This window comes from Sphingomonas sp., from assembly GCF_965227385.1.
In the GTDB taxonomy this organism is placed as follows: Bacteria; Pseudomonadota; Alphaproteobacteria; order Sphingomonadales; family Sphingomonadaceae; genus Sphingomonas.
The window spans coordinates 407,904-431,964 of sequence record NZ_OZ245750.1; the positions used below are offsets into that span (position 1 = coordinate 407,904).

Annotated in this window: 23 protein-coding genes; 16 read left to right on the forward strand and 7 right to left on the reverse strand. The window is 67.6% G+C overall.

Features of this window, described 5'->3' with window-relative positions; all coding sequences use genetic code 11:
* The first annotated feature begins 72 nt into the window (after positions 1–72).
* From ACO05N_RS01930 to ACO05N_RS01950, 5 genes are all read left to right on the forward strand, one after another.
* The gene (locus ACO05N_RS01930; RefSeq protein WP_422058684.1) at positions 73–369 is read left to right on the forward strand and encodes a YggT family protein; all 297 of its coding nucleotides are present in this window, start codon (positions 73–75) and stop codon (positions 367–369) included.
* Positions 366–677 carry a DUF167 domain-containing protein gene (locus ACO05N_RS01935; protein ID WP_422055519.1) on the forward strand — a complete coding sequence of 104 codons (312 nt, stop codon included), beginning with the start codon at positions 366–368 and terminating at the stop codon, positions 675–677. The genes ACO05N_RS01930 and ACO05N_RS01935 overlap by 4 nt, the downstream gene beginning before the upstream one ends.
* A complete protein-coding gene (gene folD, locus ACO05N_RS01940) occupies positions 667–1,542 on the forward strand; it encodes a bifunctional methylenetetrahydrofolate dehydrogenase/methenyltetrahydrofolate cyclohydrolase FolD (protein WP_422055520.1) in 876 nt (291 codons plus the stop codon). Before ACO05N_RS01935 ends, folD begins: the two co-directional genes overlap by 11 nt.
* Positions 1,539–2,138: a hypothetical protein gene (locus tag ACO05N_RS01945; RefSeq protein WP_422055521.1), complete on the forward strand. Its 600-nt coding sequence runs from the start codon at positions 1,539–1,541 to the stop codon at positions 2,136–2,138. The genes folD and ACO05N_RS01945 overlap by 4 nt, the downstream gene beginning before the upstream one ends.
* A 106-nt stretch (positions 2,139–2,244) precedes the next feature.
* Positions 2,245–4,404, forward strand: coding sequence for a TonB-dependent receptor (locus ACO05N_RS01950; RefSeq protein ID WP_422055522.1), 2,160 nt, complete (start codon positions 2,245–2,247; stop codon positions 4,402–4,404).
* A gap of 32 nt (positions 4,405–4,436) precedes the next feature.
* On the opposite strand, the gene ung is transcribed toward ACO05N_RS01950, so the two are convergent.
* The gene (gene ung, locus ACO05N_RS01955) at positions 4,437–5,114 is read right to left on the reverse strand and encodes a uracil-DNA glycosylase (RefSeq protein WP_422055523.1); all 678 of its coding nucleotides are present in this window, start codon (positions 5,112–5,114) and stop codon (positions 4,437–4,439) included.
* Positions 5,115–5,159: 45 nt separating this feature from the next.
* Between ung and ACO05N_RS01960 the strand changes: the two genes are divergently transcribed.
* Positions 5,160–5,531 carry a tRNA-binding protein gene (locus tag ACO05N_RS01960; RefSeq protein WP_422058685.1) on the forward strand — a complete coding sequence of 124 codons (372 nt, stop codon included), beginning with the start codon at positions 5,160–5,162 and terminating at the stop codon, positions 5,529–5,531.
* A gap of 181 nt (positions 5,532–5,712) precedes the next feature.
* Here ACO05N_RS01960 and ubiG read toward each other — a convergent pair whose 3' ends face one another.
* The gene (gene ubiG / locus ACO05N_RS01965) at positions 5,713–6,444 is read right to left on the reverse strand and encodes a bifunctional 2-polyprenyl-6-hydroxyphenol methylase/3-demethylubiquinol 3-O-methyltransferase UbiG (RefSeq protein WP_422055524.1); all 732 of its coding nucleotides are present in this window, start codon (positions 6,442–6,444) and stop codon (positions 5,713–5,715) included.
* A gap of 66 nt (positions 6,445–6,510) precedes the next feature.
* On the opposite strand from ubiG, the gene ACO05N_RS01970 reads away from it, so the two are divergent.
* Positions 6,511–7,770: an aspartate kinase gene (locus ACO05N_RS01970; protein WP_422055525.1), complete on the forward strand. Its 1,260-nt coding sequence runs from the start codon at positions 6,511–6,513 to the stop codon at positions 7,768–7,770.
* A 24-nt stretch (positions 7,771–7,794) separates the two neighbouring features.
* Here ACO05N_RS01970 and ACO05N_RS01975 read toward each other — a convergent pair whose 3' ends face one another.
* The 3 genes from ACO05N_RS01975 to ACO05N_RS01985 all read right to left on the reverse strand — a co-directional run bounded on the left by ACO05N_RS01975 (position 7,795) and on the right by ACO05N_RS01985 (position 9,511).
* Positions 7,795–8,061: a PepSY domain-containing protein gene (locus tag ACO05N_RS01975; protein ID WP_422055526.1), complete on the reverse strand. Its 267-nt coding sequence runs from the start codon at positions 8,059–8,061 to the stop codon at positions 7,795–7,797.
* A 181-nt stretch (positions 8,062–8,242) separates the two neighbouring features.
* Positions 8,243–9,046: an endonuclease/exonuclease/phosphatase family protein gene (locus ACO05N_RS01980; protein ID WP_422055527.1), complete on the reverse strand. Its 804-nt coding sequence runs from the start codon at positions 9,044–9,046 to the stop codon at positions 8,243–8,245.
* 9 nt (positions 9,047–9,055) lie between these two features.
* Entirely contained in the window at positions 9,056–9,511 is a 456-nt protein-coding gene (locus ACO05N_RS01985) for an AAC(3)-I family aminoglycoside N-acetyltransferase (RefSeq protein WP_422055528.1), read from the reverse strand.
* 50 nt (positions 9,512–9,561) lie between these two features.
* On the opposite strand from ACO05N_RS01985, the gene ACO05N_RS01990 reads away from it, so the two are divergent.
* From ACO05N_RS01990 to ftsH, 8 genes are all read left to right on the forward strand, one after another.
* A complete protein-coding gene (locus tag ACO05N_RS01990) occupies positions 9,562–10,068 on the forward strand; it encodes a hypothetical protein (RefSeq protein ID WP_422055529.1) in 507 nt (168 codons plus the stop codon).
* A gap of 47 nt (positions 10,069–10,115) precedes the next feature.
* The gene (locus ACO05N_RS01995) at positions 10,116–11,135 is read left to right on the forward strand and encodes an NAD(P)H-dependent flavin oxidoreductase (RefSeq protein WP_422055530.1); all 1,020 of its coding nucleotides are present in this window, start codon (positions 10,116–10,118) and stop codon (positions 11,133–11,135) included.
* Between the two features lie 133 nt (positions 11,136–11,268).
* Complete coding sequence (locus ACO05N_RS02000) at positions 11,269–11,967, forward strand: hypothetical protein (protein ID WP_422055531.1); 699 nt, start codon at positions 11,269–11,271, stop codon at positions 11,965–11,967.
* A 41-nt stretch (positions 11,968–12,008) separates the two neighbouring features.
* Positions 12,009–14,294, forward strand: coding sequence for a phosphoenolpyruvate--protein phosphotransferase (ptsP, locus tag ACO05N_RS02005; RefSeq protein ID WP_422055532.1), 2,286 nt, complete (start codon positions 12,009–12,011; stop codon positions 14,292–14,294).
* Between the two features lie 101 nt (positions 14,295–14,395).
* Positions 14,396–15,340, forward strand: coding sequence for a helix-turn-helix domain-containing protein (locus ACO05N_RS02010; protein WP_422055533.1), 945 nt, complete (start codon positions 14,396–14,398; stop codon positions 15,338–15,340).
* 76 nt (positions 15,341–15,416) lie between these two features.
* Positions 15,417–16,370 (forward strand): tetratricopeptide repeat protein, encoded by a 954-nt coding sequence (locus tag ACO05N_RS02015; RefSeq protein ID WP_422055534.1) that lies wholly within the window; start codon positions 15,417–15,419, stop codon positions 16,368–16,370.
* A complete protein-coding gene (gene tilS, locus ACO05N_RS02020; protein WP_422055535.1) occupies positions 16,333–17,361 on the forward strand; it encodes a tRNA lysidine(34) synthetase TilS in 1,029 nt (342 codons plus the stop codon). The genes ACO05N_RS02015 and tilS overlap by 38 nt, the downstream gene beginning before the upstream one ends.
* Positions 17,362–17,430: 69 nt before the next feature.
* Positions 17,431–19,389, forward strand: a complete 1,959-nt coding sequence (gene ftsH, locus ACO05N_RS02025) for an ATP-dependent zinc metalloprotease FtsH (RefSeq protein ID WP_422055536.1) — start codon at positions 17,431–17,433, stop codon at positions 19,387–19,389.
* Positions 19,390–19,569: 180 nt separating this feature from the next.
* Here the strand turns inward: ftsH and ACO05N_RS02030 are convergent, their stop codons facing one another.
* Both ACO05N_RS02030 and ACO05N_RS02035 read right to left on the reverse strand, forming a co-directional pair.
* Positions 19,570–21,846, reverse strand: a complete 2,277-nt coding sequence (locus tag ACO05N_RS02030; RefSeq protein ID WP_422055537.1) for a hypothetical protein — start codon at positions 21,844–21,846, stop codon at positions 19,570–19,572.
* Positions 21,847–21,860: 14 nt separating this feature from the next.
* Positions 21,861–23,561 carry an Hsp70 family protein gene (locus tag ACO05N_RS02035; protein ID WP_422055539.1) on the reverse strand — a complete coding sequence of 567 codons (1,701 nt, stop codon included), beginning with the start codon at positions 23,559–23,561 and terminating at the stop codon, positions 21,861–21,863.
* Between the two features lie 124 nt (positions 23,562–23,685).
* Here ACO05N_RS02035 and ACO05N_RS02040 point away from each other — a divergent pair, with 124 nt between their 5' ends.
* Entirely contained in the window at positions 23,686–24,060 is a 375-nt protein-coding gene (locus ACO05N_RS02040; protein ID WP_422055540.1) for a hypothetical protein, read from the forward strand.
* Position 24,061: the final 1 nt, after the last annotated feature.

Below are 24,061 nucleotides of genomic sequence, written 5' to 3' on the forward strand. Positions count from 1 at the left end.
AGTTGCCGATAGCCGCCGCTTTCCTGTAAAAGCGCCAAAACTCCGGAGGCCCGATTGGACCCGTTTCTGAACATGCTCTTCGGGATCGTGCAGATCCTGCTCAACGTCTTGTGGTGGATCATCGTCATCCAGGCGGTGCTGTCGATTCTGATCTCGTTCAACGTGATCAACACCTATAACGACTTCGTCAGCTCGCTGTGGCGCGGGCTCAACACGCTGACCGAGCCGATCTATCGCCCGATCCGCCGCATCCTGCCCGACACTGGCCCGATGGATTTCGCGCCGTTCGTGGTGCTGATCCTGATCGCGATCATCAATTATGCCGTAATCCCCAACCTGGCGGTCGCGCTCTCCAGCCCGTCGGTGTGAGCCAGCCCTGGCGCGAAGCGCCGCCTGGCCTGATCGTCGCGGTGCGCGCGACGCCGCGCGCGTCGAAAAGTGCGCTGCTGCCCGGCACGCCCGAGCATTTCGCCGCACGCATTGCCGCGCCGCCGGTCGAGGGTGCGGCCAATGCGGCGCTGATCGAGCTGGTCGCCAAGACATTCGGCGTACCCAAACGCGACGTAGAGCTGATCGCCGGGGACACCGCGCGGGTGAAGCGCATTGCCATCACCGGCGATCCCAAGACGCTGGCGGGAATCGCCGCATCGCTCTATGGGGCGGGGCATGAGCGCTGAGATCATCGACGGTAAGGCATTTGCCGCCAATCTGCGGGCCCGGGTGGGCGAGGCTGCGGCTGAGTTCGAGGGGCGCGCGGGCCGCAGGGCTGGCCTCGCGGTGGTGCTGGTCGGCGACGACCCCGCGTCCGCCGTCTATGTCCGCAGCAAGGGCAAGGCGACAGTCGCCGCCAACATGGCGAGCTTCGAGCATCGCCTGCCCGCCGCCACCCAACAGGACGCGCTGATCGCGCTAGTGCGCCAGCTGAACGCCGATGCGGCGGTCGACGGCATCCTCGTCCAGCTGCCCCTGCCCCGCCATCTCGACGAACAGGCGGTGGTCGCGGCAATCGATCCGAACAAGGATGTCGACGGGCTGACCCCGGTCAGCGCGGGCCGACTGGCGCTCGGCATCGACGGGCTGGTGCCGTGCACCCCGCTGGGCAGCCTGATGCTGTTGCAGGACCAGATCGGCGACCTCTCGGGCCTCGACGCGATCGTCATTGGCCGCTCGATCCTGGTCGGCAAGCCGATGGCAGCACTGCTGACTGCCGCCAACTGCACCGTCACCCTTGCCCATTCGCGCACCCGCGACCTCGCCCATCATGTCAGCCGCGCCGATATCGTCGTGGCGGCGGTCGGGCGTGCGGGCTTCGTCAAGGGCGAGTGGCTGAAGCCGGGCGCGACGGTGATCGATGTCGGCATCAACCGCGTCGACGGCACGCTGGTCGGCGATGTCGCGTTCGACAGCGCGGCTTCCGTCGCGGGCGCGATCACCCCGGTGCCGGGCGGGGTCGGGCCGATGACCATCGCCTGCCTGTTGCGCAACACGCTGGTCGCGGCGCATCGCAATGCGGCGCTGGACTTCGATGCGAGCGTGTTGTGATCGCGCTGGCCCTGCTTTTGTCGATGCAGGGCCAGAGCGCGGTCGATGCCGAGCGCGCGTTCAACCGCATGGCGCAGACCGAGGGGCAATGGGCCGCGTTCCGCGCCTTTGCCACCGACGACGCGGTGATGTTCCTGCCCCAGCCGTCAAATGCGCAGGCGTTCCTGAAGGACCGCAAAGAACCCGTCATCGCGGTGCAATGGTGGCCAGCGCAAAGCTATGTCGCGTGCGACGGGACGACTGCGGTCAACACCGGTCCCTGGGTCCGGCCCGGCGGATCGGGCTATTTCACCACCGTCTGGCACCATCAGGGCGATGGCGGGTGGAAGTGGAGCTATGACGCGGGCGACGCGCTGACCAAGCCGCGCGCGCTGCCCGAGCAGCCAATGGTCCGCCGCGCGGCATGCGGCGGCAAGCCTGTTCCGCCAGCCCCTGCGCGGGGTGAGCGCAGCGGCGGCGGTGCCTCACCCGACGGCACGCTGATCTGGCGCTGGGAAGTCGACGCCGATGGTGCGCGGCGGTTCACCGCGTCCTTGTGGACCGGCCGCCGGTACGAACCCGTGGTCGAGGACCGCGTCGCCACGCCAGCCGGCTGATCGCCGCCGGCTAACATCCGTCGCACTGCAGCAATATTTTACTTGTGACGTTGTATCATTGCACATATGAGATCGCGCAAAGTCAGTCCAGGGAATTTGCGTAGCCATGAAGTTCACCTCCATCCTGCTCGCCACGAGCGTCCTCGCCGCCCCCGCCCTTGCCCAGACCAGCGACCATGCCGAGCGTGACCGGTCGAGCCGCAATCCCGTGCATGGCGAGACGGTCGAGGAAGTCGTGATCAGCGCACCCGGCGTCGAGCGGCTCGACCTGCTGGCGGGCACGTCGGTGGTGACCGGCGACGAGCTGGTGCGCGACATTCGCGGGCAGATCGGCGATTCGCTGACCCAGGTGCCGGGCGTGTCGGCGACCTCGTTCAGCCCCGGCGCGTCGCGCCCGGTGCTGCGCGGCTTTCAGGGTGAGCGCGTTCGAGTGCTGACCGATGGCCTTGGCACGCTCGACGCGTCGAACACCTCGACCGACCATGCCGTGTCGATCGAGCCGCTGACCGCCGAGCGGATCGAAGTGCTGCGCGGCCCTGCGGTGCTGCTGTTCGGCAGCCAGGCGATCGGCGGCGCGGTCAACGTGCTCGACCGCCGCATCCCGCGCGCGGTGCCGGAGAACGGCTTCCATGTCGACGCGATCGGCGCCTATGGCTCGGCCGCGGACGAGCGCGGCGGCGGCGCGGCGGTGGACTTCGCGATCACGCCGCAGATCGTCGCGCATATCGACGGCAGCTATCGCAAGAGCGACGATCTGCGCGTCGGCGGCTATGTGCTGAGCGCCCCGCTGCGCGCCGAGCAGCTCGAGATCGCGCAGGAAGAAGCGGACGAAGGGAATCTCGATGAGGCCGAAGAGGCGCTGGAGAATGCCAACCGCCGCGGTCGCCTGCCCAATAGCGGCACGCGCACCTATTCGCTGGGCGGCGGCGTCGCGCTGATCAACGATGGCGGCAGCCTGGGCTTCTCCGCCGGCTATTACGACACGCGCTATGGCGTCCCGACGCGGCCTGGCGCGCATCACGATCATGGCGGCGGCGGCGGCGCGCATGAGGAAGAGGGCGACGTCACCATCGGCCTGCAGCAGTTCCGCGCCGATATGCGCGGCGAAGTGAAGATCGGCGGCGGTCTGATCGACGCACTGCGCGTGCGCGTCGGCTATTCGGACTATGAACATACCGAGTTCGAGGGCGACGAGGTCGGCACCGTCTTTTACAATGAAGGCTTTGAAGGGCGGCTGGAACTGGTTCAGGCGAACCGGGACGGCTGGCGCGGCGTGACCGGCGTCCAGGCGTTCACGCGCAACTTCAACGCGGTCGGCGCCGAAGCCTTCGTGCCGAAGAACGTCACCGACCAATATGGCGTGTTCACGCTGCAGGAAGTCGATCTGGGCGCGATCGGGCTGGAGGGCGCGCTGCGCTACGAGCATACGCGGGTGCGCTCGAACACCGTCAAGCTCGACCTGGTCGAGGATGGCCCGACCGGTCGGTTCGACCGCCGCTTCGACGCCTTCTCCGGCGCGATCGGCCTGTCCTATTCGGTCGCACCGGAAGTGAAGGTCGGGTTCAACGTGTCGCGCGCGGTGCGTGCGCCCTCGGCCGAGGAACTCTTCTCCAACGGCCCGCACGTCGCGACCCAGGCTTATGAAGTCGGCAACCCCAATTTCCGCACCGAAAAGAGCTGGGGCGGCGAAGTCTATGCGCGCGGCGTGGCCGGGCCGGTGCGCTTCCAGATCACGGGCTATGCCAACTGGTTCGACGATTACATCTATGAAGTCGCGACCGGCGACGAGATCGACGAGCTGCCGGTATTCCAGTTCTTCCAGTCCGATGCCCGCTATCTGGGCGTCGAGGGTGAAGTGTCGACCACCTTCATCGACGGTGGCGAAGGCGGCTTCTCGCTCGGCGGCAATCTGGTCGCGGATTATGTGAATGCCGAGCTGGGCGATGGCAGCGCAGTGCCACGCATCCCGCCGTTCCGCGTGCTCGCCGGGATCGACGCCAGCCAGGGCGCGTTCGGCGGCCGGGTCGAGGTCGAGCATGCGATCCGCCAGACCCGCGTCGCGGCATTCGAGACCGAGACCCCGGCCTTCACGCTCGTCAACGCGTCGCTCACCTGGCACCCGCTGGGCGAGCAGCGCGAGACCGCGATCATCCTGTCGGCGAACAACATCTTCGACGTCGATGCACGCCGCCATGCGAGCTTCACCAAGGATTTCGTGCCGCTCCCCGGCCGCGACATCCGCGTGTCGGCGCGACTGAGCTTCTAACGGCTCACCCCCGAGGGATTGGGCGCTGCCGATCAGACAGCCGGCAGCGCCCAGTCTATTTCACCGCGTCCATGCGCGCGCAGAAACGCATTCGCCTGTGAGAACGGGCGCGAGCCGAAGAACCCGCCATGCGCCGACAGCGGCGAGGGGTGGACCGACTTGAGCACCAGATGACGCGGATCGACCGATGCCGCTTTCTTCTGCGCATGGCTCCCCCACAGCATGAACACGACCGGATCTGGCAGCGCGTTGACCTGCGCCACCACCGCGTCGGTGAATCGCTCCCAACCGCGCCCCTTGTGCGACGCCGCCAGCCCCATCTCGACCGTCAGGCAGTTGTTGAGCAGCAGCACCCCCTGCTTCGCCCAATGCTCCAGAAAGCCGTGCTTCGGCGGATCGATCCCCAGGTCGCTCTTCAGCTCCTTGTAGATGTTGACCAGGCTCGGCGGCACCTTCACCCCCGGCTGGACCGAGAAGCACAGGCCATGCGCCTGCCCCTCGCCATGATAGGGGTCCTGCCCCAGGATCACGACGCGCACGCTTTCGGGCGGGGTCAGGTCGAGCGCACGGAACCAATCGCTGCTCTTGGGGAAGATCCGCTTCCCCGCCGCCTTCTCGGCCAGCAGGAACGCGCGCAGATCGGCCATGTACGGGCTGTCGAACTCGTTCTGAAGCGGGGCGAGCCAGCTTGGATGCAGCTTTACGGTCATGCACGGGGACTGGGCGAATCCGGCCAGCTGTGTCAATCGAGCGCGATGCACATGACGCACGCCGCCAACGCCCCCGCCGCGCCGCAGATCGATTTCGACCAGTTCCTCGCGGTCGATATTCGCGTCGGCACGATCATCGCCGCCGAGCCGTTTCCCGAGGCACGCAAACCGGCGTTCAAGCTGACCATCGACTTCGGACCGGCGATCGGGGTCAAGCGCTCCTCGGCGCAGATCACCGAACATTACACGCTGGAGGATCTGCCCGGGCGACAGGTCGCTGCAGTAGTCAACTTCCCCCCGCGCCAGATCGGCCCGATGATGTCGGAGGTCCTGACGCTCGGCTTCCCCGATGCGGAGGGGAAAGTCGTGCTGTTCCACCCGAGCGTGCCGGTGCCCAATGGCGGACGGCTATTCTAAGCGTTCAACGCGATCTCATGCTTTGCTCATGACGCTCACCGGCCAGCAGGACGACATGGTGCTGCCAGACCAGGAGAGGCACCATGACCGACGACCGCCAGCAGCTGCCAGCTTGGCCAAGCGACAAACCCTCAACGACGATCTTCGACCGGATTCACCGCTCGCCGCGAATCCCTGACCGCTACGCAGATCGCCGCGCGGTCAGCAGATAGTTGAGCGCCGTGTCCTCGCTCAGATGAAAACCCGCGCTGGGCGAGAAGCTGAGCCCGCGCAGGTCGGATACGGCCATCCCCGCATCCTCGAGCAGGGCGGTCAGCTCCTCCGGCGTCAGGAACTTGGCGTGATCATGCGTGCCGCGCGGGATCATGCCCAGCCCCTCCCCCACGGTGATCATCGCCAGCCGCGATAGCGGGGTGCGGTTGGGGGTCGACAGGATCATCAGCCCGCCCGGCGCGAGCGCGGCGACCAGGCCACGCACGAACGCCTCCGGATCGGCAACATGCTCGATCACTTCCATCGATGTGACGAGGTCGAACTGGCGACCCGCGACCTCGCTTTCAAACTCGCCCGCGCGATAGTCGATGGTCAGGCCAGCCGCTTCGGCATGCGCGCGCGCCGCGCCGATATTCTCTGGCGCCGCGTCGACCCCGGTCACATGCGCGCCCATCCGCGCCAGCGGCTCGCACAGCAGCCCCGCGCCGCAGCCGACATCGAGCGCGGTCCGGCCCTTGAGCGGTGCGAAATCGCGCGGATCGCTGCCCCAATGCGCGTCGATCGCTTCGCGCACATAGCGCAGCCGCACCGGGTTGAGCCGGTGGAGCATCGCCGACTCGCCCCTCGGATTCCACCAGTCCGCCGCCAGCCGACCGAAATGTTCAGCTTCACGCGGGTCAATCGTTGCTTTGCTTGTCATCGCCATCCCCCCCTCTTATCAGCGCGCCCACAGCTTCCCAACCGGGACTTTGGGGGACAGGTTCAGATGGCGCGTATCGTGATGAAGTTCGGCGGCACGTCGATGGCCGGGATCGAGCGGATTCGCAACGTCGCGACGCGCGTGAAGCGGGAATGGGAGGCGGGCAATCAAGTCGCGGTCGTCGTGTCGGCGATGGCGGGCGAGACCGACCGGCTGGTCGGCTTCTGCAAGGAAGCTTCGCCGCTCTACGACCTGCGCGAATATGACGTCGTGGTTGCCTCGGGCGAACAGGTGACCAGCGGCCTGCTGGCGATCACGCTGCAGGCGATGGGCGTTCCGGCGCGCAGCTGGCTCGGCTGGCAGCTGCCCATCCACACCAGCAGCGCGCATGCCAGCGCGCGGATCAACACGATCGACACCGATGCGCTCAACGCCAGCCTGGCGGACGGCCATGTCGCGGTGATCCCGGGGTTCCAGGGCCTGGCCGAGGACAATCGCGTCACCACGCTCGGCCGTGGCGGATCGGATACCAGCGCGGTCGCGGTCGCGGCGGCGATGAAGGCGGACCGGTGCGACATCTACACCGATGTCGACGGCGTCTACACCACCGACCCGCGCATCGTCCCGCGCGCGCGCAAGCTGACCAAGGTCACTTACGAAGAGATGCTGGAACTGGCGAGCGTCGGGGCGAAGGTGCTCCAGACCCGCTCGGTCGGGCTGGCGATGAAGGAGGGGGTGCGCGTGCGCGTCCTCTCATCCTTTGAAGATGCGCATGACGAGGCCGGCCATCGCGGCACGCTGATCGTCGGCGAAGAGGAGATCAACGACGTGGAACGGCAGCTCATCACCGGCATCGCCGCCGACAAGAACGAAGCCAAGGTGACGCTGACCAACGTCCCCGACCGCCCCGGCGCGGTGGCGCATATCTTCGGTCCGCTGGCGGAGTCAGGCATCAACGTCGACATGATCGTCCAGAACGTGGCGCACGCCACCGGATCGACGGACGTGACCTTCACCGTACCGCGCGCCGAACTTGCCCGCGCGCTCGATGTACTGGGCAAGGCAAAGGCACCGATCGGCTATGACGATCTGGTCCACGATACCAAGATCGCGAAGATCAGCGTGGTCGGGGTCGGCATGCGCAGCCATGCCGGCGTTGCCGCGACGATGTTCGACACGCTGGCGGATCGGCGGATCAACATCCTCGCCATCACCACCAGCGAGATCAAGGTCAGCGTGCTGATCCATGAGGACGAGACCGAACTCGCCGTCCGCGTGCTGCACACCGCTTATGGACTGGATGCGCCGGAGGACGAAGCAGCCTGAGCATGACGCCCAGGCTGCGGTCGATCAGTCTTCCAGGTCGCGCTTGACGATCTCGTACGTACCGGGGCGCAGCTTGAGGTCGTAGCGCTTGCCGTCGGCCATGCGCGCGTCATCGACTTCCCAATAGGGGCCGTCGTCGTCCAGCTCGACCTCTTCCCAGCTGACGAAGCCGGCGGCGCGCACCGCCTTTTCGATCGCGGCGGCCTCGGTCGCGGTCGGCGGGCGATCCGCGAGCGCGGGCGTCGCGACGAGCACAGCAGCGCCAGCGGCGGCGAGAGCGAATATCTTCATGAAAACCTCAATCCTTCGGGTCTGTGGATCACAGGCCGGTGCGCAGCGCGGCGCGATATCCGCGTGCACGACCCGGCCGGGTCGATGCGTCCGACATCACGATCAAGGGATCGCCAGAGGGGCCCGGGCCGCCCGGAATTAAAGCACGGAACGCCGCGGGGTTCCCGCCTCCGCGATTGGCTCAGCGCAGGGTGAGCGTCGCCGCGACGCCATAATGGTCCGACGGGAACTCGCCCGCCACCGCATCGGCGATGCGTCGGGCGTCACCGATTTCGAATGCGCGCGGGTCGGCGAAGATATGGTCGATCACCCGCGCCCTGTGCCCGCGCGCGACCACCAGCGTCGTGTCGGTCGCGCCCGGCGCCAGTACCGGCTCAAGCCCGCGGATCGCTATCGGCGCCAGCGCGGCCTCGTCGAGCGGGGCGTTGAAATCGCCCATCAGCACCAATGGCACATCGTCGGTCGGCAACCAGCCGAGCAGGCCGTTGATCTGCTGCGCCCGCACCGGCCCGGCGTCAGGTTGATGGGCAAGGTGTGTGTTGACCATATCGACCAGCCGTTCGCCCGACTGCACCCGCACGCGCAGCGCGGTGCGATAATCGTTGAGCGGCTCCAGCTTGATCGTGGCGGTTTCGACCACCGGCAGGCGGGTCAGGATCGCATTGCCATAGCGATTGGCGGCGCCGACCGGAGAGGTCGACATGAACGCGACGCGATAGCCGCCCAGCGCGGCGGCGATCGTCTCGGCCTGATTGGGCAGGTTCTTCTTCGCATCCTGCAGCACTTCCTGCAGCGCGATGACATCGGCGTCGGCGGCCCGCAGCGCATCGACGATCAGCTTGAGCCGCAACGGCCAGTCGCCGGCATCGTGCCAGATGTTGAACGTCACCACCCGCAGCGGACGGCGCGGCGCGGTGGCCCGCGGGGCACAGGCGGCAAGCGGGGCGGCGGCAGCGGCGGCGAGCAGGGTGCGACGATCGATCATGGCGCGGCCTTAATAGGGATCGACCGGGATGTCGAAGTGCAACACATCCTCCCGCACCCCCAATTTGGTGTAGAGCGCGACCGCGGGCGGATCGACATAATCGGCCTGAACATAGATGACCCACGCCCCCGCCGCACGCGCGATCGGGCGCAATGCGTCGATCAGCGCGGTGGCGATCCCGCGCCGCCGCTGCGCCTCCGCCACAGCGAGGTCGTAGATATAGATTTCGCTGCGCGCCTGTTCGAACTTGGGCAGGACATAAGCGGCGAGCGCACCGACCATCGCGCCGTCAATCTCCGCGACCAGTGCGATGAAATGCGGATTGGCGAGCAACCCGGCGACATGATCCGGCCCGGGCGGCGCGGACAGATAGCTTTCCGCATCCTCGAACTCCCGCGCAAACAGCGCGTTCATCGCGGCAAGCACGGCGGCGTCATTCGGGCCAAGGCGGCGAATTTGCGGCATGCGCCCATGCTGCGCATTGAACTCCGGCGCGTCCACCGCATTGTTAGCCCATGCGCATGATCATCACCGCCTTCACCCTGGCCCTCGCCGCCTGTTCGCCCGGACCGGTTCCGCCGCCCAATGCAAGCGAGACCGAGCCGACGCCGATCGAGTCCGGCATTCCCCCTTCCCCCACGCCCAGCCCGACGCCGATCGTGCTTGGCCGCGTGACCGAGGCTGCGGCGACGCAGGTCAAGGGCGAGCTGCGTTGCGCCTTCCTGTCGGACACCAGCGACCTGCTGCTGGTCGGTGCGGGCGATGTCGACAAGGCGAGCCGCGCAACAGCGGTCGTCATGCGCGACGCGACGCCGGTGCAGCTCGGCGCGACAGATCCGGGCGGATTCGACGCCTTGACCAAGGGCGGCAGCTTCGCCGGCGGAGGCCTCGCCGTCGCGATCACGCGCGGGGCGGAACGGCCGACCGGACATGAGGGGTCGAGCCATACCGCGACGCTGTCGATCGAAGCGCCGGGCAGCGCGCCACAGGCGATCGACGGTGTGTGGGAATGCGGCCCGTGATTGCGTGCCGCTTGCGTAACCGCGCGGACCGGCGCTAGGCGAGCGGCATGACCATTGGTGAACAGCGCCTTTCGCGCCGCATGGCGCGCGGCATCGAATTTCTCGGCAGCGAGACGGCAATCCTGTGCGGCGCGATGTCGTGGGTGAGCGAGCGCAACCTAGTCTCCGCCATCTCCAACGCGGGTGGGTTCGGCCTGATCGCGTGCGGCGCGATGACGCCCGAACTGCTCGATGCCGAAATCGCGGGCACGAAGGCGCTGACCGACAAGCCGTTCGGCGTGAACCTGATCACCATGCACCCCCAATTGTTCGACCTGATCGACGTGTGCGCGAAGCATGGCGTCACCCACATCGTGCTCGCGGGCGGCCTGCCCCCGGCGGGGTCGCTCGACGCGATCAAGGGCAATGGCGCGAAGCTGATCTGCTTCGCCCCCGCTTTGTCGCTCGCCAAGAAGCTGATCCGCAGCGGCGTCGATGCCTTGGTGGTCGAGGGGATGGAGGCCGGCGGCCATATCGGCCCGGTGTCGACCAGCGTGCTCGCGCAGGAAATCCTGCCCGAAGTGTCGGAACAGGTACCGGTGTTCGTCGCGGGCGGGATCGGGCGCGGCGAGGCGATCGCCGGTTATCTCGACATGGGCGCGGCGGGCGTCCAGCTCGGCACCCGCTTTGCCTGCGCGACCGAGAGCATCGCGCATCCGAACTTCAAAAAAGCATTCTTCCGCGCCAGCGCGCGCGACGCGATCTCCAGCGTCCAGATCGACCCGCGCCTGCCGGTGATCCCGGTCCGCGCGCTCAAGAACGCATCGTCCGAACTGTTCACCGCCAAGCAGCGCGAAGTCGCGCAGCTGCTGGACGAGGGCAAGGTCGAGATGATGGAAGCACAGCTCCAGATCGAACATTATTGGGCAGGCGCACTGCGCCGCGCGGTGATCGAGGGTGACGTCGACAATGGCTCGCTGATGGCCGGCCAGTCGGTCGGCATGGTCAGCAAGGAAGAGCCGGTCGCCGACATCATCGCCCAGCTGATGGCCGAGGCGGCGTCGGCGCTGGAGAAGCGGGCGGCTTAGCGCTGCGGTCGAGCCGCCAGCCCGATTGCGCAACCTGACGGAATCCAAGTGGTCAGCGCCACCCGGCACCGTCTCGCCCCATTCGCCGGCGCGCTTAACCAGTCCTTGACTCCAGCCTGCTTGGGTAGGCGGCATGTTCCGCGTTCTTCCTGCCTTGTCGCTGCTTGCCCTGGCCACCGCCTGTGCTGGGCCGGAGCGGATCGCCGCTCCTGCGCCGCTCCCGGTGCCCCTTCCGCCTCCGGTGCAAACCGCAGCGCCGCGCGCGCCCGATGGGGCTGCGGCGAACCTCGTCATCCCGGCACGCCTGCCGGACGGAAGCTATGCGACGCCCAACCGCAACGTCTCCGCCGCAGCGACCGCGTGGCATCTGCGCGCGGCGTTCAACGTCGCTGCACTCAACTGCAACGACCCCGCGCTTGCCCCGGCCTATAACCAGTTCCTGAAGGTCCATCGTGGCGCGCTGAAGGATGCTCACCGCGCGCTGACGCGCGAATATGGGGATGTAGCGGCATTCGATCCCGCGATGACGCGGCTCTATAATTACTTCGCGCAGCCACCGGTGATGGCGCGATTCTGCGCGACCGCCGCGCCGCTGCTGCATCAGCTTGCCGCGCTGCCCGCCTCCGAGCTGTCCGCCATGGCGCCCGCCGCGCTGGCGCAGCTAGACCGGCCCTTCACCGATTTCTACGCCCGCTACGATGCGTGGCGCGTCGATCTGGCCGCATGGCGCGCAGGCTCGGCGCCGGCCAGCCCGCGCCTGGCCTATGCCGCCGAGATCTTTCGCGCCGAAACGGACATAGGCGGCGGCACCGTCACGCTCGCCGCGCGCTGAATTCCTTGGCGCTGTCGGGGCGATCTGATAGCGATTCGCTCATGCCCGTTTCCGCCGCCGCCTCCGCCCGCGAAATCCTGACGCGGTTGCACGACGTGATGGCGTCGCGCACCCCGGCCCAGTCCAAGCTGAACGCCGTGGTCGAGATCATCGGGGAGTCGCTGCGCAGCGAAGTCTGTTCGATCTACCTGCTGCGCGAAGGCGTGCTCGAACTCTTCGCAACGCGCGGCCTGGCGCAGGAGGCGGTGCACGTCACCAAGCTGGCGCTGGGCGAAGGTCTCGTCGGCACGATCGCCAAGAATGTCGAGACGCTCAACCTCGACGAGGCGGCGTCGCATCCCGACTTCGCCTATCGCCCCGAAACGGGCGAAGAGCGCTTCCACAGCTTTGCCGGCGTCCCGATCATCCGCAAGGAGCGCGCGGTCGGCGTGCTCGCCGTGCAGCATGCCGATCCCCGCAAGTACGAAGAGGTGGAGATCGAGGCGCTCCAGACCGTGGCGATGGTGCTGTCGGAGCTGATCGCCAATGCCGGCCTGATCGACAGCGCCGATACGAGCGCGGGCGGATCGACCCGCGCCCAGCCGACCGCGACCGCACGGATTGCCGGGTTTAAGCTGGTCGAGGGCATGGCGGCGGGCGCCGCCGTCTTCCACCAGCCGCGCATCACGATCGAGCATACGGTGGCGGAGGATACCGAGGCCGAGCGCCACCGCGTCTATGCCGCGTTCGACAAGATGCGCGAACAGATCGACCGCATGACCAGCCAGGCCGAATTCGGCGTCGGCGGCGAGCATGAGGAGATCCTCGAGACCTACAAGATGTTCGCCTATGACGAGGGTTGGGGCCGTCGCATCAACGAGGCGATCGACAGCGGCCTGACCGCCGAGGCGGCGATCGAGCGGGTGCAGCAGCGCACCCGGATGCGCATGCGGCAGATCGACGATCCCTTGCTGCGCGACCGGATGCACGATCTGGAGGATCTGTCCAACCGGCTGCTGCGCATCGTGTCGGGTCAGCTGGGCACCGCCGCGCAACTGGGGCTGCGGCAGGATTCGATCCTGATCGCGCGCAATCTCGGTCCGGCCGAGCTGCTCGAATATGATCGCCGCCGGCTGAAGGGCGTGATCCTGGAGGAAGGGTCGCTGACCGCGCACGTCACCATCGTCGCGCGCGCGATGGGCGTGCCGGTGCTGGGCCGGGTCAAGGACGTCCGCCGCCTGGTCGCGGAGGGCGACCGGCTGCTGCTCGACGTCGCGGAAGAGTCCGTCGTCGTCCGCCCGACTCTGGCGATGGAAGAGGTGTTCGAGGCAAAGCTGCTGATCACGCAGAAGCGCCGCGCCGCCTTTGCCGCGCTCCGCAACGAGCGGCCCGAAACGCGCGACGGGCATCGCGTGACGGTGATGGTCAATGCCGGGCTGCGCGACGACGTCGCCGCGCTCGACCTGACCGGCGCGGACGGGATCGGGCTGTTCCGCACCGAATTCCAGTTCCTCGTCTCCGCCACCCTGCCCCAGCGCGAAGGACAGAAGCGCCTGTATCGCGACGTGCTGGAGGCGGCGGGCGACCGCCCGGTAATCTTCCGCACCGTCGATATCGGCGGCGACAAGGCGCTCCCCTATCTCGACCATGACGAGAATGGCGAGGAAGAGAATCCCGCGATGGGCTGGCGCGCGATCCGCCTGGCGCTCGACCGCGAAGGGTTGATGAAGGTGCAGGCGCGCGCGCTGCTCGAGGCCGCCGCCGGGCGCACGCTCAGCGTGATGTTCCCGATGGTTTCCGAACCGTGGGAGTTCGAACAGGCGCGCGCGATCTTTGAGGCGCAGCGCAGCTGGCTCGAGGGGCGCGGGCACAAGCTTCCGCTGCACATCCGCTACGGCGCGATGCTCGAAGTACCGGCGCTGGCCGAGGTGCTCGACATCCTGTTGCCGCAGATCGATTTCCTGTCGATCGGCACCAACGACCTGACCCAGTTCCTGTTCGCCGCCGACCGCGCGCATCCCAAGCTGGCGGTACGCTATGACTGGCTGAGCCCATCGATCCTGCGCTTCCTGCGCCGCGTGACGCGGGAGGCGCATGCAGCGAACGTTCCGGTGGCGGTGTGCGGCGAGATGGGCGGGCGGCCGCTGGAGGCGATGGCGCTGATCGGCCTTGGCATCGATCGCCTGTCGATCACCCCGGCGGCGGTCGGCCCCGTCAAGGCGATGGTCCGCAGCCTCGACCATGCCGCGCTGGCCAAGGCGATGGAGACGCTGCTCGCGGCCCCGCCGCGCGACATGCGCGGCGCACTGGAAGCCTGGGCCGCGGAGAACGGCGTCGAGCTGGCCTGACGCAAAAGCCGGACGCATGCTGGCATTTCAGGTAGTGCGCACGTTGACACTCCTTTAAGGAGTGCAGCAAGGCGCGAATTTCAGGCACCGGAGGGAATTGAATGGACGGCGAACCGGGCGACACCCCGAACCTGTTTCCGGTGAAGGTTGGGGAGAAGCTGCGCGACGCCCGGATGGCGCAGGGGCTGGAGCTGTCCGACGTCGCCGCGCGCACCCGCGTGCCGCTGCGCCATCTCGCCGCGATCGAGGCATCAGATTATTCGGGCCTTCCCTCAACCACTTACGCGATCGGCTTCGTCAAGGCCTATGCCCGCGCCGTCGGCGCCGACGAGGTCGCGCTGGCGCGTGAGCTGCGCGCCGAGACCGCATCGACCTTTGCCGCGCGCGAAGTCTATGAAAGCTACGATCCGGAGGATCCGGTGCGGGAGCCGCCAGGCGCGCTGGCCTGGGGCGGGGCGATCGTCGCGATCCTGCTGCTCGCGGCCGTTGGCATCTGGTATGGCACCGACCTGTTCCGCGGCGGCATGACGCCCGCGCCCGAGCCTTCGCCGACCGCGCTCGCCACGCCCGTCGCTGCACCCAGCGCCGCCGCGACCCCGGTCACCGGCGGACAGGTCACGCTGACCGCGACCCAGCCGGTGTGGCTGCGCATCTATGACGCGACCGGCACGCGCCTCTATGAAAAGGAAATGGCAGCCGGCGAACGCTATGACGTGCCCGCCGACGCCAATGGCCCGATGATCAACCTCGGCCGTCCCGAAGCGGTGCAGGTGACGATCGATGGCGCCACCGTCGAGCCGCTCGGCCGCGCGGGCGTCGCGATCAAGGATGTGCCGATCAGCGCCGACGCACTGCGCGCGCGCGGGCAGCCGGCTGCGACTGCCAGCCCGACCCCCGCTGCGACGAGCACGCCGGGTGCGCAGCGTGCACCTGCGGCCCGGCCCAGCCCGGCACCGACCCGCAGTCCGGCTGCGCGGCCGACTGCCACTGCGCCCGCGCCGCAACCGACGCCGGCACCGGTCGCAACCGCCGCGCCGGATGCTTAAGGCTGGGGTCAGCATCGGCAATACAGCGAATGATGCTATAACGAGTTGAGCGAAGCGTACGCGGGTGGGGAATGACATGCGGTTTCTGAACAAGAGTGCGGCGATGGCGGTGGTGCTGGCAGGGATGGCGTCGCTCGCCATGCCGGGTGCGGCGCAGACCAGCCGCGACGGGATCGAGGGCCGGGTCGACCGGCTGGAGCGCGAGATGCGCGCGGTGCAGCGCAAGGTGTTCCCGGGCGGCGCGGGCCAGACGGTCGAGCCGCAGATCACCGCCCCCGACCGCAGCGGCCCTGCCCCCGGCATCCCGGCAAGCGGCGTGGTCAGCGACCTCACCGCCCGCGTCAGCGCGCTGGAATCCCAGCAATCCGCGCTGACCGGCCAGATCGAACAGAACCAGTATCGCCTGCGCCAGCTGGAAGAAGCGTTCACCGCATACAAGCGATCGACCGACGCGCGGTTGAAGGCGCTGGAGGATGGTGCTTCGACGGTCGGCGGCAACGCCCCGGTGACCGGTATCGGCACCGCGCCGACGACGACCCCGCGTCCCACGACGCCGCGCCCGACCACGCCGCCACCGACCACCACCGCGCCGGTGCCGACCGCGCCGGTGGCAGGGATCGAACGCCCCAGCACCGGCGACGCGGCCGAAGACACCTACACCTATGGCTTCCGCCTGTGGCAGGCGAAGCAGTATGACAAGGCGATCGTCGAACTGCGCAGCGTGGTGCAGAAATATCCCAAGCACCGCCGCGCCAGCTATGCACAGAACCTGCTCGGCCGCGCGCTGCTCGACCAGAACAAGCCCGCGCTTGCCGCGACCGCCTTCTTCGAAAACTACCAGAAGATGCCCAATGGCGAGCGCGCGCCCGACTCGCTCTATTATCTCGCCCAGGCGCTGGTGAAGATGAAGAAGCCGGCGAGCGAAGTCTGCAAGGTCTATGACGAGCTAACCCAGGTCTATGGCGACCGCCTCTCCGAAGCGATGAAGATGGATGTCGCCACCGGCCGTTCCGCCAGCAAGTGCCGCTGACCCGCTGAACCCGCTCGACCGCCAGGCGGTCGAGCGGTTCAGGGCTGACCTGACGGCGTTGGCCGAGCGGGCTGGTGCCACACCTCTCGATCGCATCGCGCTGGCGGTATCGGGCGGCGCGGACAGCATGGCGATGCTCGTGCTGGCCCGCGCCGCCTTTCCCGGCCAGGTCATTGCTGCGACGGTGGATCATGGCTTGCGGCCCGAGGCGGCCGACGAAGTGGCGCTGGTCGCGACTGCCTGTGCCGCACTGGACGTTCCGCATGCGAAGCTGAGACCGTTGACTCCAATCGCCGGGAGCAGCGTGCAGAAGCAAGCCCGTGAAGCGCGTTACACAGCCTTGACGGCCTGGATGTCGCGGGAGCGTGTGCCGCTGTTGCTGACAGCGCATCATGCCGACGATCAGGCGGAGACGTTGCTGATGCGGCTCAACCGTGCGTCGGGAACGCCCGGACTGAGCGGCATTCGTGCGGTTCGTCGCAGCGGCGAATGCTTGATCCTGCGCCCCCTGCTGCGCTGGCGGCGGCATGAACTACGTGCGGTGATCGGGGGGACGGGGCTTGGGTGGGTCGAGGACCCGTCCAATACCGACCAACGGCATGACCGAACGCGCTATCGTGCCTTTCTGGCCGGACAGTCGCTGCTGTCGGCGGGGTCGATCGCGGCCGCGGCGGCGCATCTGCAGGAGGCGGAAGATGCGCTCGATGCGCTCACCGACGGGTTCTGGGACGAACGCTGGGACGATTCAACCGCCCGGTTGCAGGTCCATGCCCTGCCGCGTGAGATCGTGCGGCGGCTGCTGCGGCGAGCGATAGCGGCAGTGCGATCGGCCGAGCAGGTGACTCAACCGCGTTTCTCCGCATCCAGCAATGTAGAGGCATTGCTGTATGCCCTGAACCTCGGTCATTCGGGCACCCAGGGAGGCGTAATGGCCACGCCGGACGGCGAAATCTGGCACTTCCGCCCCGCCCCGCCGCGTCGATCACTCTGATCGAAGCTGTTCCATTGCCATTAACCTGCGACCGCCTATCTTGTGCGCTGAGGAAGGTGCATTCGACCCATGAGTGACGACAACAAGACCCCCGGCCCCGAAAATAACGGCAATCCGTGGATGAAGAGCCTGCTGGTCTGGGTGGGTATTCTCGCCGCGCTGGCGCTGTTCGTCAGCATGTTCGGCGCGCCCAGCAGCACGGCTGCAGGCTCGACGATCGCCTATTCGGAATTCCTCGACAATGTCGAGCAGGGCAAGGTCAAGGACGTCAACGTCGCCGGAAGCGTCATCACCGGCACGATGGACAATGACACCAAGTTCCGCACCAACGCCGTCCCCAACCCTGAACTGATCCCGACGCTGCGCAAGCAGGGCGTGACGATCAGCGCGCGTCCGGAGGAAGGCCCGTCGATCTGGCAATATGTGCTGGTCCAGGCGCTGCCGTTCCTGCTGTTCCTTGGCATCGCCTTCTTCGTGCTGCGCCAGATGCAGAAGAGCTCCGGCTCGGGCGCGATGGGCTTTGGCAAGTCGCGCGCCAAGCTGCTGACCCAGAAGGAAGGCAAGGTCACGTTTGACGACGTCGCCGGCATCGACGAAGCGCGCGAGGAGCTGGAAGAAGTCGTCGAGTTCCTCAAGGACCCGACCAAGTTCGCTCGCCTGGGCGGCAAGATCCCGAAGGGCGCGCTGCTGGTCGGTTCGCCCGGCACCGGCAAGACGCTGCTCGCCCGCGCTATCGCGGGTGAGGCCGGCGTGCCATTCTTCACGATCTCCGGCTCGGACTTTGTCGAGATGTTCGTCGGCGTCGGCGCGAGCCGCGTGCGCGACATGTTCGAACAGGCCAAGAAGAGCGCGCCGTGCATCGTCTTCATCGACGAAATCGACGCGGTCGGCCGCCATCGCGGCGCGGGCTTGGGCAATGGCAATGACGAGCGCGAGCAGACGCTGAACCAGCTGCTGGTCGAAATGGACGGCTTCGAGGCCAATGAAGGCATCATCATCGTCGCGGCGACCAACCGCCCCGACGTGCTCGATCCCGCGCTGCTGCGCCCGGGCCGCTTCGACCGTCAGGTCGTCGTGCCGCGCCCGGATATCGAAGGCCGCGTGAAGATCCTGCAGGTGCACATGAAGAAGGTGCCGCTGGCGCCCGACGTCGATGCGCGCGTGATTGCGCGCGGCACGCCGGGCTTCTCGGGCGCCGACCTTGCCAACCTCGTCAACGAAGCCGCGCTGATGGCAGCACGCAAGGGCAAGCGCCTGGTTGCGATGAGCGAGTTCGAAGAGGCCAAGGACAAGGTGATGATGGGCGCCGAGCGGCGGTCGATGGTGATGACCGACGATGAGAAGCGGATGACTGCCTATCATGAGGCCGGCCATGCGATCGTCTCGCTGCACGAACCGGCATCGGACCCGATCCACAAGGCGACGATCATCCCGCGCGGCCGCGCGCTGGGCATGGTGATGCGCCTGCCCGAGCGTGACAGCTACAGCTATCACCGCGACAAGATGTACGCGAACCTTGCCGTCGCCATGGGCGGTCGCGTGGCCGAAGAGATCATCTTCGGCTATGACAAGGTTTCGTCGGGCGCGAGCGGCGATATCCAGTACGCCACGGGCCTTGCCCGCGACATGATCACCAAGTGGGGCATGTCGGACAAGCTCGGCCCGGTGGAATATTCGCAGCCAGAGGGCGAGAGCTTCTTGGGCTATTCCGCCTCGCAGCCGCGGCACATGTCGAACGAGACGCAGCAGCTGATCGACCGCGAAATCAAGGAGACGGTCGAGGGCGGCCTTAATCGGGCGCGCGACGTGCTGACCGAGCATATCGACCAGCTGCACCAGCTGGCCGGCGCGCTGCTCGAATATGAGACGCTGTCGGGCGAAGAGATCAAGAAGCTGCTCAGCGACGGCGATATCGGGCGTCCCGATGCGTCGGCGACCAAGGGCACGGTCCCGGTCACCGGCACGTCGATCCCCAAGACCCGCCGCCCCAAGGGGCCGTTCGGCAACCCCGCTCCGCAGGGCGCTTAACCGGCAACCACCCCTCCCTGAACGGGAGGGGCTGGAGGGTTGGTGCGCGCGTTTGCGGGCTCCAAAGTTGAATCCGACCGCCCGGGAAAAAAGCGACAATCGAGCCATCGAGCCTCGCTTGCCGGTCACCCACCCCTAGCCCCTCCCTTTCAGGGAGGGGAATTGGCGTCGGAGCCTCCCTTACTTCTTCTCCGCCTCGGCCTTGGCACGCTGGGTGAGCGCCCTTCGCATCGTCCGGGCAATGTCTGCGTCCGGCAGCGCGACCAGTGCCTCCAGCATCGCAATGCGCGCGTCGCATTTGGCCGCCGCATCCTTGCCCTCCAGCGCGTCGGCCAGCTTGTTCGCCGCCGCGACGTCGCCATCGGTCGCCGTTCGTAACAGCTCCATCAGCGGGACCTCGCGCCCCTTGCTCAGGTCACGCAAGACCAGCAGCGGTGCCCCCGCCACCTCCAACGCATGCGCATAGTGTCGCTGACGCAAGTCGCGGCTCAGCAATGCACTGGTCGCGTCGCGGTCCCCCGCACACGCGCGCACATCGGCCTTGCGCAGCTCACGCGCCCGCGCGAGGCGAATGTCCATTTCCGCGGCGATCAGCGCCGATCCGACCAGCGGCAGGCGCGTCTGATAGGCCTTGTTCACCAGTGCATCGATCGTGCGATACCCCTCGTCCGCGTTCCGCGTCTCCGCCGCCATCTCCTTCCGGATCGCGGCGACCTCGTCATACAGCTTGGGATTACCCGTCTTCAGCGCGCGGAACCCCGGCTCGGACGCTTCCAGCGCCTTCATCGGATCGGCGGGAACGACCGAAATCGGCGGCGGCAGCGCGCCACCCTTCTCCCGATCCGGCACCGACATGACCGCCGCGACGATCACGATCGCCCACAGCAGCATATTCGCCAGTGCCGCCACGCCGCTGCCCCGCCCGTCGGGATCGCCCGCACGCAGCCCGCCCATCAGCACCAGCGACGTCCCCGCCGCCGCGCCCCATACGATCAGCGGCGTGCCGGGCATCCAGTCGCTGCGCACGATCGCACCGACGATCAGCGCCGCCATGACGCCCAGCGCGATCAGCACCGGGCGCGGCGCGATCACCCGGGCGATGGCGTCCCGCGCCGACAGGCCGACAATGCCGGCGGACAGGCCGAACAACACCGTCAGCGCCTGCTCCCCCACGTTCATCGCGAAGAAGGCCGGTCCGATGAACGCGCCGGCAATGGCCAGCATCACCATCCGCTGCCAGCCCAGGCCCCCGATCTCCTCCGCGCTGTCGAGTATCACGATCGCGATCGCCAGGATCAGGAACGCCGCCCCCAATCCGCCCGCAATCCACGGCGTCGCCGGCGCACCGATCGCCGCGGCGGTGAGGACCAGCCACAGACCAAACCGCCAGCCGGCGCCGCGTGACCGCACCACGCCCTGCCGCGCCGCGCGCCAGCGCATCGGCGTGACGAACCGCCAATGCGCCATCGACAGCACAAGGCCGCCAGCGCCTGCACAGACCGCGCCCCACGTCCGCACCGCCGGTGTCGCGCCCAACACCGCGAACAGCACGGCGACCACCCCGCCCAGCAGCAGCAATGCAACCTCGACCGATCCGAAGCGTGGCGCATCGAGATGCGCGCGCCACCACTCGGCGGCCTTGGGGTGAAAGCTGTGCGCGATCCCCGGCACGTCGTAATCGGCCAGATCGAACAGCTGGCGTACCTGTCCCGCGACACCGGGGCGCAGCGCACGGATCCGCCGCAGCCAATTCGACGACTTGCCGTCGATCAGGGCGCGCCACCCGCGTTCCAGCGCATGGCGACGCCCGAACGACGCGATGAGCCGCCATTCGTCGAGCCGCGCGCGCAATGCCCAGATTGCGGGCGGGTGGTTGCCCTCCCCTTCCCAGCCGAACGCCGCCATCGCCTCACGCAGGATCGCGTCGCTGCGCGGGATGGTGTCGGCGATCAGCGCGGCGATCCGGTATTCGGCATAGGCCCGCCGGTCGAGCTCGATCAGCGCGGGTGCGGCCATCACCGCGTCGAACGCGGCACGAATGCCGTCCCGATCCTTGAACCACGGGCCGCGTAGCCCGGCTTCAAGCTCGGCGAAGCGCCGCTCGAACTCCGCCGCATCCGCCGCGCGCTCGACCTCCAGCGGGTCAGGCTCCGGGGGCGGCAGCGGCTCCGGGGGCGGCAGCGGCTCCGGGGGCGGCAGCGCATCGTCGTTGGGCGCGATCACCGCCTCAACCGGGGTCAGCGTCAGCCCGGCGCGCGCAGCCTCCGTTGCCGCGTCGTCCTCTTCATTGTCCCAATCGTCGAACTGCTGGTAATCGACCCAGCGCAGCGCCTCTTCATAGGCCGCGCGCAGTTCCATAAAACCGGCGGCGTCATCCTCAGGGTTGGTGACCTTCAGCTTGGCGGCATAGGCGCGGCGGATCGTCGCGCGGTCGCTACCGCGCGGGACCCCCAGCACGCGCCACCATTGCCTCACAGAAAGGTCTCGCCCTCAAGCTGGTCAAGCGCGGTGTGGAGCTCCTTGCGCGCGGTTTCGATCACGCGCGGGTCCTGCGTCTCCAGCGCGGCCATAAAGCGCGACATCACTTCGTCCACCCAGTAACGCTGCTCGCCCAGGAAGTTCTCGAAGCATTTCTCGCCGCGCGCGATCGCCGCCTTGTTCTCCGCCTCGTCGCGCGGATGGACCTTCAGCCCCGCCAATGCCGCCCGCGCCTTTTCCAGTGCTGCCGGATCGGCGACATTGCCGTCATTGATCGTCAGGCTGACCCGCTGGCCCGTCTCGGGCACCAGGATATCGACTTCCAACAACCCCGACACGTCGTAGGAAAAGCGCACGTCGATCGCCTGCCCCGCCGGCGCGCGCGGCACCGTAACCTTGGTATTGCCGATCTCGACATTGTCGCGCACCAGCCGCGCCTCACCCTGATAGATGCCGAATTCGACCACGGTCTGGTTGTTGTGCATCGTGCTGAAGCGGTGCTCGCGGCTCGCCGGGATCACCGTGCCGCGTTCGATGATCGGCGCGAACAGCCCGTCCTCGAACCCGCCGCCGGGCAACCGCCGGGCGACGCCGACCCCCAGCGAATAGGGGCAGACATCGGTAACGACGACTTCCTTCAGCGCCGAATCGCGCGACTTCAACCCCGCCTGCACCGCCGCGCCCAGCGCCACCGCCTCGTCCGGGTTGACCGTCGCATTGGGAAAGCGGCCGAACATCCGTGTCACCGCGCTGCGCACCAGCGGCATCCGCGTTGCGCCGCCGATCAGGATGATCTCGCTCAGTTCCGCGCTCTTGATCCCCGAATCGCGCATCGAACGGAGGACGGGTTCGCGCAGCCGGTCGATCAGCGGCTTGGCCGCCTCTTCGAATGCAGCGGCGGTGACGGTGTGACGATATTCGGCATCGTTCCACACGATGCGCATCTCCGCCTCGCCCGCGCTGCTCAGCGTCCGGCGCGCGCGTTCCGCGGCTTCGCGCAATTTCTGGTGCAGCGCATCGTCGCCGCGCCCTGCCTGGCCGAACGCATCGGCATGCGCGTCGCGCATCAGAGCGACCAGCAACTCGTTGAAATCCTCCCCACCCAGATGATTGTCGCCGGTCGAGGCGCGGACTTCGATGATCCCTTCGAAAATCTCGACGATCGACACGTCGAACGTGCCGCCGCCCAGGTCGAACACCAGGAAGCGCGATTCGTCGGCCAGCTGGTGGATGCCATAGGCGAGCGCCGCGGCGGTCGGCTCGTTGACCAGCCGCTCGACCTTCAGCCCGGCCAGCTCGCCCGCGCGGTGTGTCGCCTTGCGCTGTTTGTCGTTGAAATAGGCCGGGACGGTGATCACCGCCTCGGTCACTTCCTGCCCCAGAAACGCCTCGGCATCGGCCTTCAGGCTGCGCAGCACCAGCGCGGACAATTCCTCGGGCGCGAAGCTGCGCTTGCCGAGCTTCGTCGTGCGCTGCGTGCCCATATAGCGTTTGAACGCGGTAATGGTGACGTCGGGATGGCTCGCCATCCGTTCACGCGCGGCAAGGCCGGTGATGACATCGCCACTTTCATCGATGCTGACCGCCGAGGGGGTGAGGAAATGGCCGAGCCGGTTGGGGATCAACTCCGCCGCCCCGTCGCGAAACACCGCCGCGGCACTGTTCGTGGTGCCGAGGTCGATACCGATAATCATGTTACGCAGTCCCCCGTCGAATCGCGGGGACTCTAACGGGCCGTGCGCGCCTGTGAAGCAGACGAATTCATATGGTGTTCAAGCGGCTTGTCGTGTTGTGTGGGACCGTTGCGGGAGGGTATCGATGCGGACGATTCTGGCAGTCATGGCGAGTGCGGCACTGCTGCTTCCGGCAAGTGCGCAGGCGATGAGCGTCGCCGAGTTTCTGGCCAAGGCGAATGCGCTGAAGGCGAAGGGCTTTCTCGCGATGGGCTCCCCCGACATCAAATTGCTGCGGACCGAGGTGGAGCGCGCGTCGGACGCCTATCGCAGCGACCTGGCCACCGCCAAGGCCGCCGGCCGCGCCCCGCACAGCTGTCCGCCGCCCAAGGGCAAGGCCAGAATCGGCAGCAAGGAACTCATCGCCGAGTTCGAAGCGATCCCGGCGGCGCAGCGCGGCATAAGCGTCAAATCGGCCTTTTACGCGATGATGAAGAAGCGCTTCCCCTGCAAAGGATGAT

What these genes read in the sequence shown, in the direction of transcription:
- ACO05N_RS02035 (WP_422055539.1), bottom strand. Translation starts at nt 23,561, where the DNA reads ATGATTATCGGTATCGACCTCGGCACCACGAACAGTGCCGCGGCGGTG.
- ACO05N_RS01975 (WP_422055526.1), bottom strand. Translation starts at nt 8,061, where the DNA reads ATGAAGATATTCGCTCTCGCCGCCGCTGGCGCTGCTGTGCTCGTCGCG.
- folD (WP_422055520.1), top strand. Translation starts at nt 667, where the DNA reads ATGAGCGCTGAGATCATCGACGGTAAGGCATTTGCCGCCAATCTGCGG.
- ACO05N_RS01985 (WP_422055528.1), bottom strand. Translation starts at nt 9,511, where the DNA reads ATGCCGCAAATTCGCCGCCTTGGCCCGAATGACGCCGCCGTGCTTGCC.
- ACO05N_RS01995 (WP_422055530.1), top strand. Translation starts at nt 10,116, where the DNA reads ATGACCATTGGTGAACAGCGCCTTTCGCGCCGCATGGCGCGCGGCATC.
- ung (WP_422055523.1), bottom strand. Translation starts at nt 5,114, where the DNA reads ATGACCGTAAAGCTGCATCCAAGCTGGCTCGCCCCGCTTCAGAACGAG.
- ACO05N_RS02000 (WP_422055531.1), top strand. Translation starts at nt 11,269, where the DNA reads ATGTTCCGCGTTCTTCCTGCCTTGTCGCTGCTTGCCCTGGCCACCGCC.
- tilS (WP_422055535.1), top strand. Translation starts at nt 16,333, where the DNA reads ATGTCGCCACCGGCCGTTCCGCCAGCAAGTGCCGCTGACCCGCTGAAC.
- ACO05N_RS01990 (WP_422055529.1), top strand. Translation starts at nt 9,562, where the DNA reads ATGCGCATGATCATCACCGCCTTCACCCTGGCCCTCGCCGCCTGTTCG.
- ACO05N_RS02040 (WP_422055540.1), top strand. Translation starts at nt 23,686, where the DNA reads ATGCGGACGATTCTGGCAGTCATGGCGAGTGCGGCACTGCTGCTTCCG.
- ptsP (WP_422055532.1), top strand. Translation starts at nt 12,009, where the DNA reads ATGCCCGTTTCCGCCGCCGCCTCCGCCCGCGAAATCCTGACGCGGTTG.
- ACO05N_RS01960 (WP_422058685.1), top strand. Translation starts at nt 5,160, where the DNA reads ATGCACATGACGCACGCCGCCAACGCCCCCGCCGCGCCGCAGATCGAT.
- ACO05N_RS01950 (WP_422055522.1), top strand. Translation starts at nt 2,245, where the DNA reads ATGAAGTTCACCTCCATCCTGCTCGCCACGAGCGTCCTCGCCGCCCCC.
- ACO05N_RS01930 (WP_422058684.1), top strand. Translation starts at nt 73, where the DNA reads ATGCTCTTCGGGATCGTGCAGATCCTGCTCAACGTCTTGTGGTGGATC.
- ACO05N_RS01980 (WP_422055527.1), bottom strand. Translation starts at nt 9,046, where the DNA reads ATGATCGATCGTCGCACCCTGCTCGCCGCCGCTGCCGCCGCCCCGCTT.
- ACO05N_RS02015 (WP_422055534.1), top strand. Translation starts at nt 15,417, where the DNA reads ATGCGGTTTCTGAACAAGAGTGCGGCGATGGCGGTGGTGCTGGCAGGG.
- ACO05N_RS02010 (WP_422055533.1), top strand. Translation starts at nt 14,396, where the DNA reads ATGGACGGCGAACCGGGCGACACCCCGAACCTGTTTCCGGTGAAGGTT.
- ubiG (WP_422055524.1), bottom strand. Translation starts at nt 6,444, where the DNA reads ATGACAAGCAAAGCAACGATTGACCCGCGTGAAGCTGAACATTTCGGT.
- ACO05N_RS01970 (WP_422055525.1), top strand. Translation starts at nt 6,511, where the DNA reads ATGGCGCGTATCGTGATGAAGTTCGGCGGCACGTCGATGGCCGGGATC.
- ftsH (WP_422055536.1), top strand. Translation starts at nt 17,431, where the DNA reads ATGAGTGACGACAACAAGACCCCCGGCCCCGAAAATAACGGCAATCCG.